Here is a 16,384-nt window from a genome sequence, read left to right as displayed (position 1 = left end):
ACCTCTCTTCTCACCAATGATTACGAGTAAAATATGGGCCATGCCATCTTGCTTCATGAGTTTTCACATACGTCCACGTAAAATCATCATCTACAACATATATATCTCCTTTGAACAAATCATCTGTTTCTCGTAACAGATCATGAGCATGTAGTGCATTTGCATCTTTTATTATGAGTACATCATTGCAATGTTGATAGAAAATATAACAACTATTTTTTCTTTCACCATGAAATGCTTGCTCTGCTTGTTCTCCTTCTAAATACCGCTTCTTCTTATAACTAAACATATACCATAAGTAGCCACATGTATCATGATTACTATATAGCCCTATCTCTTCTTTTTCTTCTTCACTTAAATGACTCGCAAAGTGACCTGCCCATCGCTTTCTGAAGTACGGGCCCCACTTCAAAATTTCTCTTCCCTTTATTTTTTTATGTTTCAATCTATCTATAAATTCCATCCTATAATCCTCAAAAACAAAGTAAAGAGCTAGCCAATCGGCTTAGCTCCCTACCTCCACTTCTTTTATTTTCTCTTTCATACGAGCTGTATCACGCTCTAAAACCTCTTTTAAATACTTGCCTGTATACGAACACTCTTCTTTTACGACTTGTTCTGGCGTTCCCGAAGCAACGATTTGTCCACCTTTATCTCCACCCTCTGGACCAAGGTCAACAATGTAATCTGCTGTCTTAATCACATCTAGGTTATGTTCAATCACAAGTACCGTTTCTCCGTTTTCAACAAGGCGCTGCAACACTTCAAGAAGGCGCGCAATATCATGCACATGTAAGCCCGTTGTCGGTTCATCTAAAATATATAATGTACGTCCCGTAGAACGACGATGCAATTCAGATGCTAGTTTTACACGCTGCGCTTCACCGCCTGATAACGTCGTAGCTGGCTGTCCGAGCTTCATATATCCGAGCCCAACATCTACAAGTGTCTGTAATTTCCGTTTAATTTTCGGGATATTCGCAAAGAATTCCACTCCGTCTTCAATAGTCATCTCTAATACTTCTGAAATGTTCTTATCTTTGTATTTTACCTCTAACGTTTCGCGGTTATAGCGTTTGCCATGGCACACTTCACACGGAACATATACATCTGGCAAGAAGTGCATTTCAATTTTGATAATCCCATCACCGCGGCAAGCTTCACAGCGTCCTCCTTTTACGTTAAAGCTAAAGCGCCCTTTTTGATAGCCGCGTACTTTCGCCTCATTCGTTTGTGCAAACACATCCCGAATATCATCAAACACACCTGTATATGTTGCCGGATTGGAACGAGGTGTCCGTCCGATTGGCGATTGATCAATATCAATTACTTTATCTAAATGTTCAAGACCTTTAATTTGTTTATGAGCCCCTGGTTTACTTTTTGCTTTATATAGTTTCTGTGCTAAAGACTTATACAATACTTCATTAACCATCGTACTTTTACCTGAACCAGATACACCAGTTACTGCAACAAAAGTGCCGAGTGGGAATGACATTCTTGCATTCTTTAAATTATTTTCTTTCGCACCAATAATCTCAATTTTACGTCCGTCACCTTTTCTTCTTTCAAGCGGAACAGGAATGAATTTTTCCCCACTTAAATATTGACCAGTTAATGAATTCTCGTCATTCATTACTTCTTCTGGCGAACCAGCTGATACAACTTGTCCCCCATGAATGCCCGCGCCAGGACCAATATCAATCAAATAGTCCGCCGCCATCATTGTATCTTCATCGTGCTCCACAACAATAAGCGTATTTCCTAAATCACGCATGTCTTGCAATGTATGAATAAGGCGGTCATTATCACGCTGATGTAAACCAATGGACGGTTCATCTAGAATATAAAGGACACCAGTAAGACGAGAGCCGATTTGTGTAGCGAGACGAATGCGCTGCGCTTCACCACCTGACAGCGTCCCTGCCGCACGACTTAACGTTAAATAATCAAGCCCGACATTATTTAAGAAAGTGAGCCGCTCTTTAATTTCACGTAAAATCTGGTAAGCAATTTTCGCTTGTTTTTCTGTCAGTTCAATCTTTGAAAAGAAGCCATATGCTTCTTGCACAGAGTACTTCGTTACATCAGCAATTGTTTTCCCGGCTATGAATACAGCTAAACTTTCCGGTTTTAAACGGCCGCCTTTACATTTTGGACACGCTTGCTCCGCCATATATTTTTCCATTTGTTCCCGAATATAATCAGAACTCGTTTCCCGAAAGCGACGTTCAATATTTGGAATGACTCCTTCAAATACAATTTCACTTTCTTTCACTTGCCCAAAGTCATTGACATAACGGAAATGAACCTTCTCTTCTCCACTTCCATACAGCACTTTATCAAACAACTCTTTTGGAATATCCTTTACTGGCATGTCCATATCGATACCGTAATGCTTGCATACAGATTGTAATAATTGCGGATAATATTGTGAGCTTGTCGGTTCCCACGGAGCAATGGCATGCTCATTTAAAGATAAATCCCAATTTGGAATTACAAGCTCTAAATCTACTTCTAATCTTGAACCAAGTCCATCGCAAGTTGGACATGCACCAAATGGACTATTAAATGAGAACATGCGCGGCTCTAACTCACCAATTGAGAAACCGCAATGCGGACATGCATGATGTTCACTAAACAACAGTTCTTCTTCGCCAATTACATCGATTAACACACGTCCCCCGCCTAGTTTCAGTGCACTTTCAAGCGAATCAGCAAGACGACTTGCAATTCCATCTTTTACAACGATACGATCGATAACAACTTCAATGGAATGTTTCTTATTTTTATCTAGTGTAATTTCATCAGATACATCTAGCATTTCTCCATCCACCCGAACACGTACATACCCTTGTTTCTTAATATCTTCTAACACTTTCACATGAGCGCCTTTACGCCCAGATACAATCGGCGCTAATACTTGTAATTTTGTACGCTCTGGATATTCAAGAACACGGTCGACCATTTGCTCTACTGTTTGGGAAGTAATTTCAATCCCATGCTTTGGGCAGATTGGTGTCCCAATACGAGCAAATAATAAGCGTAAGTAATCATAAATTTCCGTTACTGTTCCAACTGTTGAACGCGGGTTACGGCTCGTTGTTTTCTGATCGATTGAAATCGCTGGAGATAAGCCTTCAATCGTATCGACATCAGGCTTATCCATTTGTCCTAAAAACTGACGCGCATACGCAGATAATGATTCCACATATCTACGTTGCCCTTCCGCATAAATCGTATCGAATGCCAATGATGATTTCCCTGAACCAGATAGTCCCGTCACAACAACAAGTTGATTTCTCGGAATGGTTACATCAATATTTTTTAAGTTATGTGCTCTCGCACCTTTTACAACGATATGGTCTTTGCTCACTCTCTTCACCCTTCCGCTTTTAGTTCTAGTATTAAATCTCTTAGCTCAGCCGCACGCTCGAAATCTAAAGCTTTTGCTGCTTCCTTCATTTCTGCTTCCATCTTCGCAATCGTTTTTTCTCGTTCTTTCTTTGTCATTTTCTTCATTGCCGTTGCTTCATATACTTCTGTTTCTTCCGCCGCTACTGTCGCACGAATCACATCGCGCACTTCTTTTTGAATTGTTTTTGGTGTGATGCCATGCTCTTTATTGTAAGCCTCTTGTTTTTCACGACGACGTTTCGTTTCATCAATGGCGATTTGCATCGATTTTGTTATATGATCTGCATACATAATAACGTGACCGTTCTCATTACGCGCAGCACGGCCAATCGTTTGAATGAGTGATCGCTCTGAGCGCAAAAATCCTTCTTTATCCGCATCTAAAATCGCAACAAGTGATACTTCTGGAATATCAAGACCTTCTCGCAATAAGTTAATTCCAACAAGTACGTCGAACTTGCCAAGACGAAGATCACGAATGATTTCAATTCGCTCAAGCGTTTTAATTTCAGAATGAAGATAATTTACCTTAATCCCAACATCCTTTAAGTAATCTGTTAAATCCTCTGACATTTTCTTCGTTAATGTCGTAATTAAAACGCGCTCATTTTTCGCAATTCGCTCTTGTATTTCTCCTAATAAGTCATCAATCTGTCCTTCAATTGGTCTTACTTCAATTTTCGGATCTAAGAGCCCAGTTGGACGAATAATTTGCTCTACAACTTCTGGTGCATGCTCTAATTCATATGGACCTGGCGTTGCCGAAACATATATAATTTGATTTGCTTTCTCTTCAAACTCTTCAAACTTAAGCGGTCTATTATCTAAAGCTGAAGGTAAGCGGAACCCATGGTCAACAAGCACTTGCTTACGCGCCTGGTCGCCATTATACATCGCTCTTACTTGTGGAACCGTTACATGAGATTCATCCATTACGATTAGAAAGTCCTTAGGAAAATAATCTAATAATGTATATGGCGTTGAACCAGCAGGACGGAGTGTTAAATGACGAGAGTAGTTTTCAATCCCTGAGCAAAATCCCATCTCACGCATCATTTCTAAATCATAACGCGTCCGCTGCTCGATGCGCTGCGCTTCTAATAGTTTCCCTTGCTCATTTAATTCTTTTAAACGTTCTTCTAATTCTTTTTCAATATTTTCAATCGCGACTTTCATCTTCTCTTCACGTGTAACGAAGTGAGATGCTGGAAAGATCGCTACATGTTCACGTTCTGCCAATACTTCACCTGTTAATGCATCCACTTCTCGAATGCGATCAATTTCATCTCCAAAAAACTCGATTCTGATGCAATGTTCATCAAGAGATGCTGGGAAAATCTCTACGACATCGCCACGAACGCGAAACGTTCCGCGCTGAAAATCAATATCATTGCGTCCATACTGTACATCAACGAGCTCGCGCAGCAACTGGTTGCGATCTTTCTCCATGCCAACGCGCAGTGAAACGACAAGCTCACGATACTCTTCTGGAGAACCTAAACCATAAATGCAAGATACACTTGCGACAATAATGACATCATCACGCTCAAATAAAGCCGACGTTGCCGAGTGGCGCAGCTTATCAATTTCATCATTAATTTGTGCATCTTTTTCAATAAACGTATCGGTTTGTGGTACATATGCTTCCGGTTGATAATAATCATAATAACTAACGAAATACTCAACTGCATTGTTTGGAAAGAAATCTTTTAGCTCGCTATACAGTTGTCCTGCTAACGTTTTATTATGAGCCATAACAAGTGTCGGCTTTTTCACTTCTTTAATTACATTCGAAATTGTAAATGTTTTACCCGTTCCTGTCGCTCCAAGCAACACTTGATGTCTCTTACCGTTTTGAATTCCCTTGACAAGCTGCTCGATTGCTTTCGGCTGATCACCCTGCGGGGAGTATTCTGAGACAATTTCAAATTCACGTTCCACCAAATCCGACCTCCTCTAAAAAATCTGTATTCCCATTTTACCACGAATGCCCATAAAAAAACCAAGAAAACGAACAAATATTCGGTAAAGTTTTCGACAATATATAATGAAAAATGAAAAAAGCTGCTTTCATTATTAAGAAAGCAACTTTCTTTTCCCCTTCTCTTTCTTCGGAAAAATCACATATGAAAAAGTAATAACCGTATCAATAAAAAAAACAACTCCCCACACTTGGCTGAAACGACTTGCCGATTTATTTAAAACAATCCCGTCGTCCAACCAATTCTTCCATTCTTCCAATGGGACAAGCCCATACACAAAGAAAAAGATAATATGAACCGTAATAAATAAAATAAAATGCAACACCCACTGCCCTAGTTCTTGTTTTGTATAAGCCCATCCAGTCAATTCTGATGGCTCTTCAATATAAGGCACCGGCTCATTTCGCCATTTTGCAATACGTTTTTGTACCCATATATCTAATTTTCGCAAATCCTTTTTTCCATATAAAAGCGCATAGATTAGTATGATCATGGTGATGAGTTGAAAGTTTGAAAACTTACCTGTTTGATAGTAGTCAAGAACGCCTAGCGCGAGTATAAATAATTCGTTTAAAAGTAATACAATCCCTGCGATAAAACTTGCTTTTCGAAGCCGAAACCCATACCGCAAAATAAAAAATCCAACCGCTGATATCCAAAATACAATTTCCGCACCAATTAAAAAGTACCACCTATATTCTGTCAGTATACTCATTTTCCTCGCTCCCTTTTATCGTATATACGAAAAGCTTCATCCATATATGCGAAAAACTCCTCCTCCATTGGATACATGTTCATGTTTTGTGAGCCCTCTTTTGATTTCCGCACTTCCCATAATTTATCTAAAAAGGCTTCATCTCCATCCGCCATCGCCAAACATTTCACCATTAATTGATTCGTAGCTTCCTGCACATCATCATGGGACGGCTTCTTCCCTTCTTCCATATATCCACGTAACTGTTTCAATAATTTTATCCATTCCTGAACACTTTCATTGTCTTCACTCATATTTGGTAATTTCTCCAGAAGCTTTTTTTCTTCCTCTGAAAATACCTGTTGTTGAAATCTTTCACGTATACGCGGGGACTGCTTTGAAAGTTGAATAAGTTCAAACATGACGTTCCAATTTACTTCCCCTTCTAACTCCGTAGAATATATGACAGCTTGTAGCATTTTCTCCATTCGTTCAAATTTCTGTTGCTCCCCTTGAACAAATTTCAGCTGCCTTTCTAGCGACTCCTTTAAGCTATATAGATCTGTTACTAACATATTCATAATCTCTTTTAACGAGAAACCCATTTCCTTTAAAAATAAAATTTGCTGCAACCGAATAACATCCACTTCACTATATAACCGATGACCTCCATCTGTTTTGCCACTTGGCTTTAATAAACCGATTTGATCGTAATAACGAAGTGTTCTCACCGTAACTCCGGTCTCCTTGGTCAGTTCCTGAATCGAAATCATCCTCATCCCCCTTTCATTTTCATTGTAAAAGATGACGTAACGTAACTTTCAAGGACTTTTGTAAAAAAATAACATAGGTCAAGCGAGATGGTAAATGGGGTGGACGATGGCTGGTACATAAAATTCAACATTTCAGTAGTACTTTTAGCGGTAAATGAAATTATATTGGCGTTTGAACCGCTTTTATCGGCGCAAAATGAATTATATCGGCGTTTCGACAAAGAATATCGACGAGTCGACAAATCACGACAAGAAAACAGCACCTCCCACCTATCAAAAAGCTGGTTACATGTCTCATGCAACCAGCTTTTTTATGATACGCCCACACAGCAAATAATAAGATAATTCAACAGCAACAATGATAATGCAAACATAGCTACCACTCATATTCATCAACCCGTCTTTTCATTATGTATGTCCTCTTTTACTCGTCTAACTTTCTAAACTTCCATTTCGGCCAGTAATTCACTAAAAAATATATAAACTGCCCAATCACCAAAAGAACAAACGGCATACCAGCACTTCCAGAAACGATTAAATTGTATAGTCCCCATACCGCTAAACTTAGCGCATAAAATAGTCCTAAATATTTAAATGCTTTATCCGATTGATGTCTCTCATATTCATCTTGCATTCTCATTTTGTTTCACTCCCTTACTTTAACGTAAATATCTCTTCCACCTTCATCCCAAAATATCTCGCAATCTTCAGCGATAGCTCTAGACTTGGGTTATAATGATGATTTTCAACCGCTACAATCGTTTGCCTAGTCACTTGCAGTGCCCTTGCCATTTCTACTTGCGTAATATGATTTTCTTTTCTTAATTCTTTAATTCGATTTTTTACACCCATCGGCTCCACCTTTAAAAGTAAAGATATCTTTACATAGATTATAAATATTTTCTAAAAATAAATAAAGGGAATTTTTTCAAAACATAAAAAAGGGGCATATAACTTATGCCGCCCCTTTCTCTATATCACATAAACCAAAATATACCCAAGAATAGAAAGGCAAACGGAGCCAATCATCCCTGCTATAAATGCTTTGCTTCCTAATTTACGGAACGCTTGAAATTCTACATTTAATCCAAGCCCTGCCATCGCCATTGCAATTAGCATATAGGCAATAACGACAATGTAACTCGCCACAAGCTCTGAAACCACTCCAAGTGAATGCACCGCGCTCATCGCTAAAAATCCAAAAATGAACCATGGAATTGGAAGATCACGCCACGACCTTTTTGGCTTTCCGCTCTCGCTCTTTCCGAAACATAGGCCAATTAAAATGGCTACCGGTACAAGCATAGCAACGCGCGTTAGTTTTACAATCACTGCAATATCAACAGATGTACTTCCTCCTGGCGCGGCCGCAGCGATGACGTGTGCAATTTCATGTAGCGTCGCTCCAGAAAAGACACCATAACCGTATGGGGAGAAAGGAATCACTGGATATAATAAAGTATACACGAGTGTAAATATTGTGCCTAAAATTGCAATGATTGCCGCGCCAACTGCTATTTCATCGTCCTTCGCTTTCACTTGCGGTGCAATAGCCACGACTGCTGCCGCGCCACAAATCGCCGTACCGCACGCCGTTAAGATTCCTATTTTCTTATCTACTTGGAATATCCTCGTTAACCCATATACCACAAAGATCGTAAAGGTAATAATAATTACAGCTATCACTAACACCTTTGGCCCCGCCTTCGCAATATCAATTAAATTTAAACGCATCCCGAGCAAAATAATGCCGAAGCGAAGCAACTTCTTACTCGCAAACTTCGTACCTGCAATCGCTTCGGAAGGCAGACCCATTTTCGCTCTCCAAATCATCCCAATTAAAATAGCAATCACTAATTGCCCCATAATATTGAAAAGCGGAAAATTGGCTAAATATTTCGCAGCAATCGCAATAAATAGCGTAATCCCAATTCCTTTCGAAAAACCAAAACGCTTTCTCTTTTGTATAACAACTGTTTCTTCCACTTCGTACCACTCCAATAATCATATTGGAACATGCATGTTCTATCTATTTCCATTATAGAAAAACTTTAATAATAAGTTTAATACCAATATATAATCCCAATCATAAAAAAAACTTATGATAAAATAAAAAGAGTTTCATAATAAAAAATATAAAGGGAGGCATATCATGAATGTCGACATTTTAAAAATATTCGTTACGGTCGTAGAACAACAGCATTTTTCTCATGCTGCGGACCTGCTCAACCTTTCTCAACCAGGGGTTAGCATGCATATTCGTAATTTAGAAAATGAATTTGGCACGATACTGATTCACCGTTCTCCAAAACATGTCCAAGTCACAGAAGCTGGCAATATTTTATATACCTATGCAAAGCAGATACTCTCTCTTTATGACGAAGCAAAGCAGGAAATTAACGACCTACATAACGTTGTAACAGGAACACTCCGCATTGGTGCTAGTTTTACAATTGGCGAATACTTACTCCCTAAAATATTAGCACCCTATGCTAAGGAAAATCCTTACGTCGAAGTGCATACGTTCATTTCCAATACAGAAGAAGTGCTTCAAAGCCTTCGCTCGAATCAAATTGATATTGGTTTAGTAGAAGGACAAGTTGTATATGCCGACATAGACGTAGAACCCTTTATGCAAGATGAAATGAAGCTCATCGTTCCACCAAATCATCCATTGCTTTATATAAATGAAATAAATGAGCAGACATTACAAGATCAAGTTTGGATTTTACGAGAAAGTGGATCTGGAACACGGGCTTATAGTGAGCGCTTTATTCATCAGCATCATTTAAAGATGAAACGATTCTTTACATTTAGTAGTATTCAAAGTGTGAAAGAAGCGGTTAGTGCAGGCCTAGGCATTGCAATCCTTTCTAACTGGACAATTCGAAAAGAATTAGAAGCAAAAGAATTTTTCCATATTGCCCTCCCCAATGAGAAGCTTATTCGTCCCTTCTCGATTGTTCGCGGTAAATATTTTACTCCTTCCAAAGCTATTCAAGTCTTTCTAGACCATGTACAGTCTTTTACAAACAAACTAGTATAAGTGAACGATCATTACGATATCTACGAAGAAAAAGGAATGCTGCCTTCAAAACGCCTCTCCAATGGATATCGTAATTTTGATGAGAACGCTATCGAGAAGGTAGAGCTTATCCAAAGATTGGTTTACATTTAGATGAGACGGCACGAATGCTGTGCTGCCTAGAAATTGAGCCAAATCTTTATGAAAATCCATGCAGTAGTATTCTGACACTTTATGAAGAGAAACTGACTGAAGTAACAAGGCAAATCCCCTTATTCTCTACCATTCAAACAAATCTAAAAAGGTACGTTTCACTCCTAAAACAAGCAAAAGAAAAGGAGTGATTCTATGTTCGTTGTACACGGAAGTCCCCGACCAAATAGAAATACAGAAACTCTTACACATGTGATGATTGATGGTATTCAGGTAACACAAATTTATTTGCGTAATTACAATATCCAACCCGTTACAGATCAACGTCATGATACGAAAGGGTTTCAACCATTCAATGATGACTATCGAAGCCTCGTTGAACAAATGCTCGCACATCATACAATTACCTTTGCTACACCGCTATACTGGTATGGCATGAGCAGACATATGAAAAACTTTATTGAACGTTGGTCTCAAAGTTTTCAAGATGCCTCTCTTCCTTTCAAAGAAAAAATGAAATCGAAACAAATGTATGTTGTCATTGTTGGAGGGGATCATCCAACATGAAAAGCATTTCCACTTATTGCTCAATTCCAATACATTTTCGATTTCGTCAGTTCATCATTTACGGGCTATATAATCGGAGAGGCTCATGCACCAGGAGACATTTCTAATGATAAAGGCACAATTGTATAATCAACTATTGAAACAAAACGAACAAATGCGGAAGCTCTGCATCAGCTTCCCTATATTTCAGCAAGATATTTCATATTTCCCAAGAAATAGAGGTGGTTCAACATATTAGCTGGTTTCTTATCACTATTTCGTTTGCCTATAAAAAAAGACCTTCTATTTCGAAGGTCTTTCGCTTTATACAGCTTCTGTATCCCACTGATGATCTTGTTCTACAAATATAATCCCTAATTCATGATGTCCATCTGCATACAATGCCGTTTGCGCAAGACGAAGCTCACCTTTTGTATCAAGTACTTCCAATTTACAAAACGCTCCTGTTGTCTTCGTTTGCAAAGCAGCGTAAAATTCCTCGGCTGTTTTTGGAATCACACCATTTACTTTTGTAATCATCTCTCCTGGCTTTAACTGTAGTTCTGCACCAACAGTATTTGGAATCGTATCTAATACTACTAGTCCAGCTTCACGCGTTGCAAAATAGGCGGGGCGTGTCTCATCGGTAATTCGCTCCTGCATCGCAATTGTAAAGCGTCCAAGCATTGCAGCTCCCATCGCTACAATGGCTAATACATGCCACCAATAACTTGCAATGCCTAAAACCAGCACAATTGCAGCCAATCCAAATACACGTCTTCCTGTAAATAGCAGTGCTTCTCTCGGCTCGTAACTTCTAATTTTCCTCATAAAACCGATTAAAAATGGAACAAGAAATAAAGAGTATGTTTGGGAACCTACTGAAACAATAGGCCACCATGAAAATAGTTGTGTTACAGCGTCACCTGGAACAAGAATAAAGATTGGAACGAGCCATATACGCTTCGATTCATGTAATCCAACCTTTAAACCGCGCTTACTTCTTTTTAACATCGGTGTAGAATATCGGACTGCATTCTTCGAAATTAACCTTCCCTCGATAACGAGCATAATTCCAAGTAAAATCGCAAGTGATACAATAGTATCTTCTTCTCCTGAACCTATTTTCAGCAGAGAGATTGGTATATTCGTAGATAATAAAACAACTGCAATAGCTGCTCCAAATGTGTAAGCTGCCGATAAATATCGATACCAAGCCGTTAATCCAAATATGAGTGTCCAAATCAAAATCATCCATATACTTGCCTCTGATACAACAAGTCCAAGCCCAATTGTTATAATCGATGCAAACAACCCATATCCAATTCCAGCAAATAAAGATGTTCGCAGTTCAAACCAAAGATCATATACTTTAAAAGAAAAATCTTTTCGTTCTCTTAATATACGTAAATAGCCAACAAAAATACTACTTATTACAAATATATAGACAGCAGGATGCGAAAAAAAGCGTCCAACTGCTCGTATAATTTCAAAAGCCCACGCCTCCACGAATTCATTCACCACCATTTATATCATTCTTTCTTTTTATATTAACACAACTAAACAAGCGTTTGTTTAACACGCATAAAAAAACACAGGCATCACATTTTGCCTGTGTTTTTTCTTATTTCGCCATTAATTTTAATGCTGCTTGTAGCTGCAAGTCATTTTCACCAGAGCGAATCTTTTCAATAATTTTATTTTGAATGGCTTCAGCTGTTTTTTTATCAAGCTTTCCCGTTGCTTCTAACTGATTTGCATTTTGGAACGCTTTAACAGCTGATTCTGTTTCTTTGCTGAAATATCCATCTTCACGACCTGGCACATATCCGAGACTTTTCAACATTTGTTGCGCATGTTTTACTTGTACATCATTTGAATTATAAGAAAGTGTCTTTTCAATTTGAATCGGTGTTGCATGATAATAATCTGGTTGCTTCACCTCTACGGTTGGGGCAATCCCTTTTTTATGAATCCAATTGCCATTCGGTGTTAACCATTTAAACATCGTTAATTTAATATTACTACCATCTTTAAATGGAACAGCTTGTTGCACAGTTCCTTTACCAAATGTCTTTTCACCAACTAAATTATATCCTTCCCCTTCTTTTAACGCACCAGCTAAAATTTCCGAAGCAGAAGCACTTCCACTATCAATTAATACCGAAATTGGATACGGTTTTCTCTCTTTTAATGAAGTATAGAATTTCTTTTTCTCACCATTACGTTGTTCTACTTGCAACATTGGCTTTTTATCGGTCATGATTAATCCTAAAATATCTTCAACACTCTTTAAATAGCCACCTGGATTACCACGTACATCGATTATCAATCCTTTAATTTCTTTCTTTTCAAGCTCTTTTAATTGATCTTTAAATTCCTCCGCTGTTTTTTCAGAGAACGAAGTAATTTGCATATACCCAATGTTTTTGTCCATTTCCTTCTTCACGGAACTAAATACAGTAAAAATCGGAATCTTATCACGCTTAATTTCAAATTTGATTGGATCAGTGACTCCTGCACGCTTAATTTCAATTGCAACCGTCGTTCCTTTTTTACCGCGAATCTTTAACACAGCCTCTTCACGCGATAAACCTTTTACACTCTTTCCATCTACTGACAAAATTTCATCATTCGGTTTCATACCTGCTTTCTCTGCCGGTGACCCTTTAATTGGAGAAACAATGATTAATTTGTCATCTGTTTTGTTCACTTCTGCTCCAATTCCTTCTAGTTCGGGATCAAGAGCTTCGTTAAACTGTTTTGCTGTCTTTTGGTCCATATACGTGGAATAAGGATCTTTCAGAGTAGATAACATTCCTTGTATCGCGCCCTCCACAAGCTTGTCATCTTTCACGTCTTCCACATAACTCGACTGAATCAATGCATACGCTTCACTCATTTTTGCTAAGTTCTCTTGTGTAGTGCCAGCACGATCGTTTGTTATTGTTCGTGCAACATATGATGGGTTAATACCAAACAGATACATACCCGCAAACATTCCACCAGCACCGATTAAAAATGTAACAATCATTCCAATAATCGCAACTCTACGTTTCAATGCGGAATTCCCCTTTCCAAAACACACAGGTGGTGTAGCAAAAGGCATCACACATTGTGTGATGCCTTTTATCTATTTCTACTATATGATAAGCTTGTACGAATTATGTTTGCAACTTTTTATACTTTTAAGAAGCGACGAATTGACATGACACTTCCCCACATACCGATTAAGGCACCAATTAACACTAACAAGCCTGCTAATTGGAATACGAATGGGTTATATGGTAATAGTTCAAAAATTGTTCCGCCTAGTTTCTCATTAAACATACCTTGTAAAGAGTTGTAAGAAGATAAAATGACGATAATTGGGATAATGGAACCCAAAATACCTAAGAATAAACCTTCTAACAAGAACGGCCAACGAATAAACCAGTTTGTAGCACCTACAAGTTTCATAATTTCAATTTCCGTGCTTCTTGCATAAATTGTAATTTTAATTGTGTTAGAGATTAAGAACATAGCTGTGAATAAAAGACCAGCAATTAACACGATTCCGATGTTACGGCCTGTTTTTACAGTATCAAATAATTTTTCAACTTGTCCTTTTCCGTACTGAACATTACTTACAAACTGCATTTTTTCAATCTTCTTCGCGATTGTTGCTGTATCTGTTGGTTCTTTTGCTTTTACAACGAATACATTTTTAAGTGGATTATCTTGTTCAAATAACTCAAACGTTTTTCCACTATCACCTAAGCTTTTAATTAAACGTTTTAACTCTTCTTCTTTAGAAGAATATTTAATAGAGTCGACTTTTGCAATCTTACTTATATCATCTTCTAATTTCTTTTGATCAGCTTCTTTTGCTGCTGGATCAATGTGTACACGAATTTCTACATCTTGCTCTACTTTCGTTGCAAAATGGTTCATATTCATAATCGCTGTTAAAAAGACACCTACAAGTAATAATGTAACTGTTACTGCACTTACAGAAGCAAACGTCATCCATCCGTTACGGGATAGATTTTTTACACCTTCTCGTAAATGTCGACTAAGGGTTTTAGCCTTCATATCCGTATCCTCCCTCAATCTCATCTCGAACAATTTTTCCGTCTTCAATCGCAATTACGCGATGGCGAATTGTATTTACGATATCTGCATTATGCGTTGCCATGACAATTGTTGTACCACGCTCATTAATGCGTTTAAAAATATTCATAATATCAAGCGCTGTATCAATATCCAAGTTACCTGTTGGTTCGTCGGCAATTACAACCTTTGGTCTATTTACAATCGCTCTTGCAATTGCCACACGTTGCTGCTCTCCACCAGAAAGCTCACTTGGAAGTGCACTTGCGCGATCTTCAAGGCCTACAAGAGTTAATACTTCTTTTACTCGCTCACGGATTGCCTCAGGTTCTTCTTCAATTACTTCTAAGGCAAACGCAACATTCTCATATACCGTTAATTTAGGTAATAATTTAAAGTCTTGGAAGATAATACCTAATTGGCGGCGAAAGTATGGAACATCTCTTTCTGCTAAACTTTCAATTACAAGACCATTTACATTAATAGATCCTGTTGATGGTTTTTCTTCACGATACATCATTTTAATAAATGTTGATTTCCCCGCTCCACTCGGTCCAACTACATATACGAATTCACCCTGCTTAATGGTAACCGTAATCCCAGAAATGGCTTTCATACCATTCGGATACTCCTTATAAACATTCGTCATTTTTATCATTATTTATCACCCAATACTTAATGATTTTTTTCGAAACACTCTTTTTATCTATTTAAAACTTAGAGTAATAGCTCTTACTCCACAATTCTTATGACATCAAAACCTATACAAAATAACAGTGATAAAGCTTTATTCCTTATCACTATCATTACCTTATGTATGTCTTTCATCAAAATTCTACAAATTACATTGTAACATCAATCGGTTTCCAATTCAGATACAATTTTGTTACAGTTATGTTACAGGAGCGAAGAATTGCACTACCTTCAAATGCATAACAAAAAAACCGAGCAAACTCTCGTTTCATACATAAAAAAATAATCTGATGAAAGTTTAAGTCTGCTCGGTTTCTCAATTGTCTCCTCAGTAACTCATTTCTTATTTATGCTCTACCAACCATTCCGCTACTTTTTTTGCATCTTCACCTTGAATCAATCCCGGTGACATTGATCCGCGGCCCTTTTTAATAATATCTTCAATATCAGCGGCATCATATTTATCGCCTACTTTTCTTAAATCAGGTCCAGTTGCTCCAGATAAATCCTTCGCATGACAACCTGCACAACTCTTTTGGAAAATTTGTTCTGCAGTATCAGTGCTTGCAGATTGATTAGAAGATTTCTCTTCCTCCTTCTTTCCGCATGCCCCTAGGGCAAAAACCAATGATGTTCCTAAGACAACAGCCAACAGTTTTTTTTTCAACTCTATCGCTCCCATTATTCATATTTATTTATCTTTCATATGCACTCACTTGTCATTATAATCATAATCCAAATGAAGAAAAACGAATCTACATAGAATAATTTTAACAATTCCTATAGATATAGCGCTTCTGCCAATTGTTTCAATTCTGTGAACATCTCTACAACTTTATAAAGAAGTTTTTTCAAACAAAAAGCAATCCAAAATCTTGGATGCATTTTCTTCATTTGCATCCTAATTCTTATATTTTCTGCTTTTTACAAAACAATATGTAACCTTGTATGCTAAAAGCAACTCCAGCAAAAAAGAAGTTGCTACTCAACTTCTCCTCCTTTTTCCTAC

The 16,384-nt window shown here is 37.9% G+C and carries 14 protein-coding genes and 2 pseudogenes; 3 read left to right on the top strand and 13 right to left on the bottom strand.

Going from position 1 to position 16,384, the window contains the following annotated elements:
• Positions 1 to 10 precede the first annotated feature (10 nt).
• The 8 genes from MR056_RS12580 to MR056_RS12545 form a co-directional block, all read right to left on the bottom strand.
• Entirely contained in the window at positions 11 to 463 is a 453-nt protein-coding gene (locus MR056_RS12580) for a DUF4275 family protein (protein ID WP_087099343.1), read from the bottom strand.
• Between the two features lie 42 nt (positions 464 to 505).
• Entirely contained in the window at positions 506 to 3,376 is a 2,871-nt protein-coding gene (gene uvrA / locus MR056_RS12575) for an excinuclease ABC subunit UvrA (RefSeq protein WP_012096163.1), read from the bottom strand.
• Positions 3,377 to 3,381: 5 nt separating this feature from the next.
• Entirely contained in the window at positions 3,382 to 5,358 is a 1,977-nt protein-coding gene (gene uvrB / locus MR056_RS12570; RefSeq protein WP_012096164.1) for an excinuclease ABC subunit UvrB, read from the bottom strand.
• 135 nt (positions 5,359 to 5,493) lie between these two features.
• Positions 5,494 to 6,114, bottom strand: coding sequence for a hypothetical protein (locus MR056_RS12565; protein WP_012096165.1), 621 nt, complete (start codon positions 6,112 to 6,114; stop codon positions 5,494 to 5,496).
• The gene (locus MR056_RS12560) at positions 6,111 to 6,872 is read right to left on the bottom strand and encodes a MerR family transcriptional regulator (protein ID WP_087099345.1); all 762 of its coding nucleotides are present in this window, start codon (positions 6,870 to 6,872) and stop codon (positions 6,111 to 6,113) included. Before MR056_RS12560 ends, MR056_RS12565 begins: the two co-directional genes overlap by 4 nt.
• Positions 6,873 to 7,290: 418 nt before the next feature.
• Positions 7,291 to 7,500, bottom strand: coding sequence for a hypothetical protein (locus MR056_RS12555; RefSeq protein WP_041810609.1), 210 nt, complete (start codon positions 7,498 to 7,500; stop codon positions 7,291 to 7,293).
• A 20-nt stretch (positions 7,501 to 7,520) separates the two neighbouring features.
• The gene (locus MR056_RS12550) at positions 7,521 to 7,718 is read right to left on the bottom strand and encodes a helix-turn-helix transcriptional regulator (protein WP_012096168.1); all 198 of its coding nucleotides are present in this window, start codon (positions 7,716 to 7,718) and stop codon (positions 7,521 to 7,523) included.
• A gap of 120 nt (positions 7,719 to 7,838) precedes the next feature.
• Complete coding sequence (locus MR056_RS12545) at positions 7,839 to 8,852, bottom strand: YeiH family protein (RefSeq protein WP_012096169.1); 1,014 nt, start codon at positions 8,850 to 8,852, stop codon at positions 7,839 to 7,841.
• A gap of 166 nt (positions 8,853 to 9,018) precedes the next feature.
• Between MR056_RS12545 and MR056_RS12540 the strand changes: the two genes are divergently transcribed.
• The 3 genes and pseudogenes from MR056_RS12540 to MR056_RS12530 all read left to right on the top strand — a co-directional run.
• Positions 9,019 to 9,912: a LysR family transcriptional regulator gene (locus tag MR056_RS12540; protein ID WP_012096170.1), complete on the top strand. Its 894-nt coding sequence runs from the start codon at positions 9,019 to 9,021 to the stop codon at positions 9,910 to 9,912.
• Positions 9,840 to 10,235, top strand: a pseudogene (locus MR056_RS12535) (MerR family transcriptional regulator). The gene MR056_RS12540 and the pseudogene MR056_RS12535 overlap by 73 nt, the downstream one beginning before the upstream one ends.
• A 4-nt stretch (positions 10,236 to 10,239) precedes the next feature.
• Positions 10,240 to 10,765: pseudogene (locus tag MR056_RS12530) on the top strand (flavodoxin family protein); the annotation flags it as partial.
• A gap of 149 nt (positions 10,766 to 10,914) precedes the next feature.
• Here MR056_RS12530 and MR056_RS12525 read toward each other — a convergent pair.
• From MR056_RS12525 to cccB, 5 genes are all read right to left on the bottom strand, one after another.
• Entirely contained in the window at positions 10,915 to 12,117 is a 1,203-nt protein-coding gene (locus MR056_RS12525; protein WP_041810123.1) for a PDZ domain-containing protein, read from the bottom strand.
• A gap of 97 nt (positions 12,118 to 12,214) precedes the next feature.
• The gene (locus MR056_RS12520) at positions 12,215 to 13,651 is read right to left on the bottom strand and encodes a S41 family peptidase (RefSeq protein WP_087099347.1); all 1,437 of its coding nucleotides are present in this window, start codon (positions 13,649 to 13,651) and stop codon (positions 12,215 to 12,217) included.
• 119 nt (positions 13,652 to 13,770) lie between these two features.
• Positions 13,771 to 14,664, bottom strand: a complete 894-nt coding sequence (ftsX, locus tag MR056_RS12515) for a permease-like cell division protein FtsX (protein ID WP_012096173.1) — start codon at positions 14,662 to 14,664, stop codon at positions 13,771 to 13,773.
• A complete protein-coding gene (gene ftsE / locus MR056_RS12510) occupies positions 14,654 to 15,340 on the bottom strand; it encodes a cell division ATP-binding protein FtsE (RefSeq protein ID WP_087099349.1) in 687 nt (228 codons plus the stop codon). The genes ftsX and ftsE overlap by 11 nt, the downstream gene beginning before the upstream one ends.
• 378 nt (positions 15,341 to 15,718) lie before the next feature.
• Positions 15,719 to 16,042 (bottom strand): cytochrome c551, encoded by a 324-nt coding sequence (gene cccB, locus MR056_RS12505; protein WP_048723490.1) that lies wholly within the window; start codon positions 16,040 to 16,042, stop codon positions 15,719 to 15,721.
• Between the last annotated feature and the right edge of the window lie 342 nt (positions 16,043 to 16,384).

This window comes from Bacillus cereus group sp. BfR-BA-01360, assembly GCF_022663595.1.
Classification (GTDB): domain Bacteria; phylum Bacillota; class Bacilli; order Bacillales; family Bacillaceae_G; genus Bacillus_A; species Bacillus_A cytotoxicus.
The sequence above is the reverse complement of the archived record's forward strand: the minus strand, read 5'-3'. Positions and strand labels throughout refer to the sequence as shown.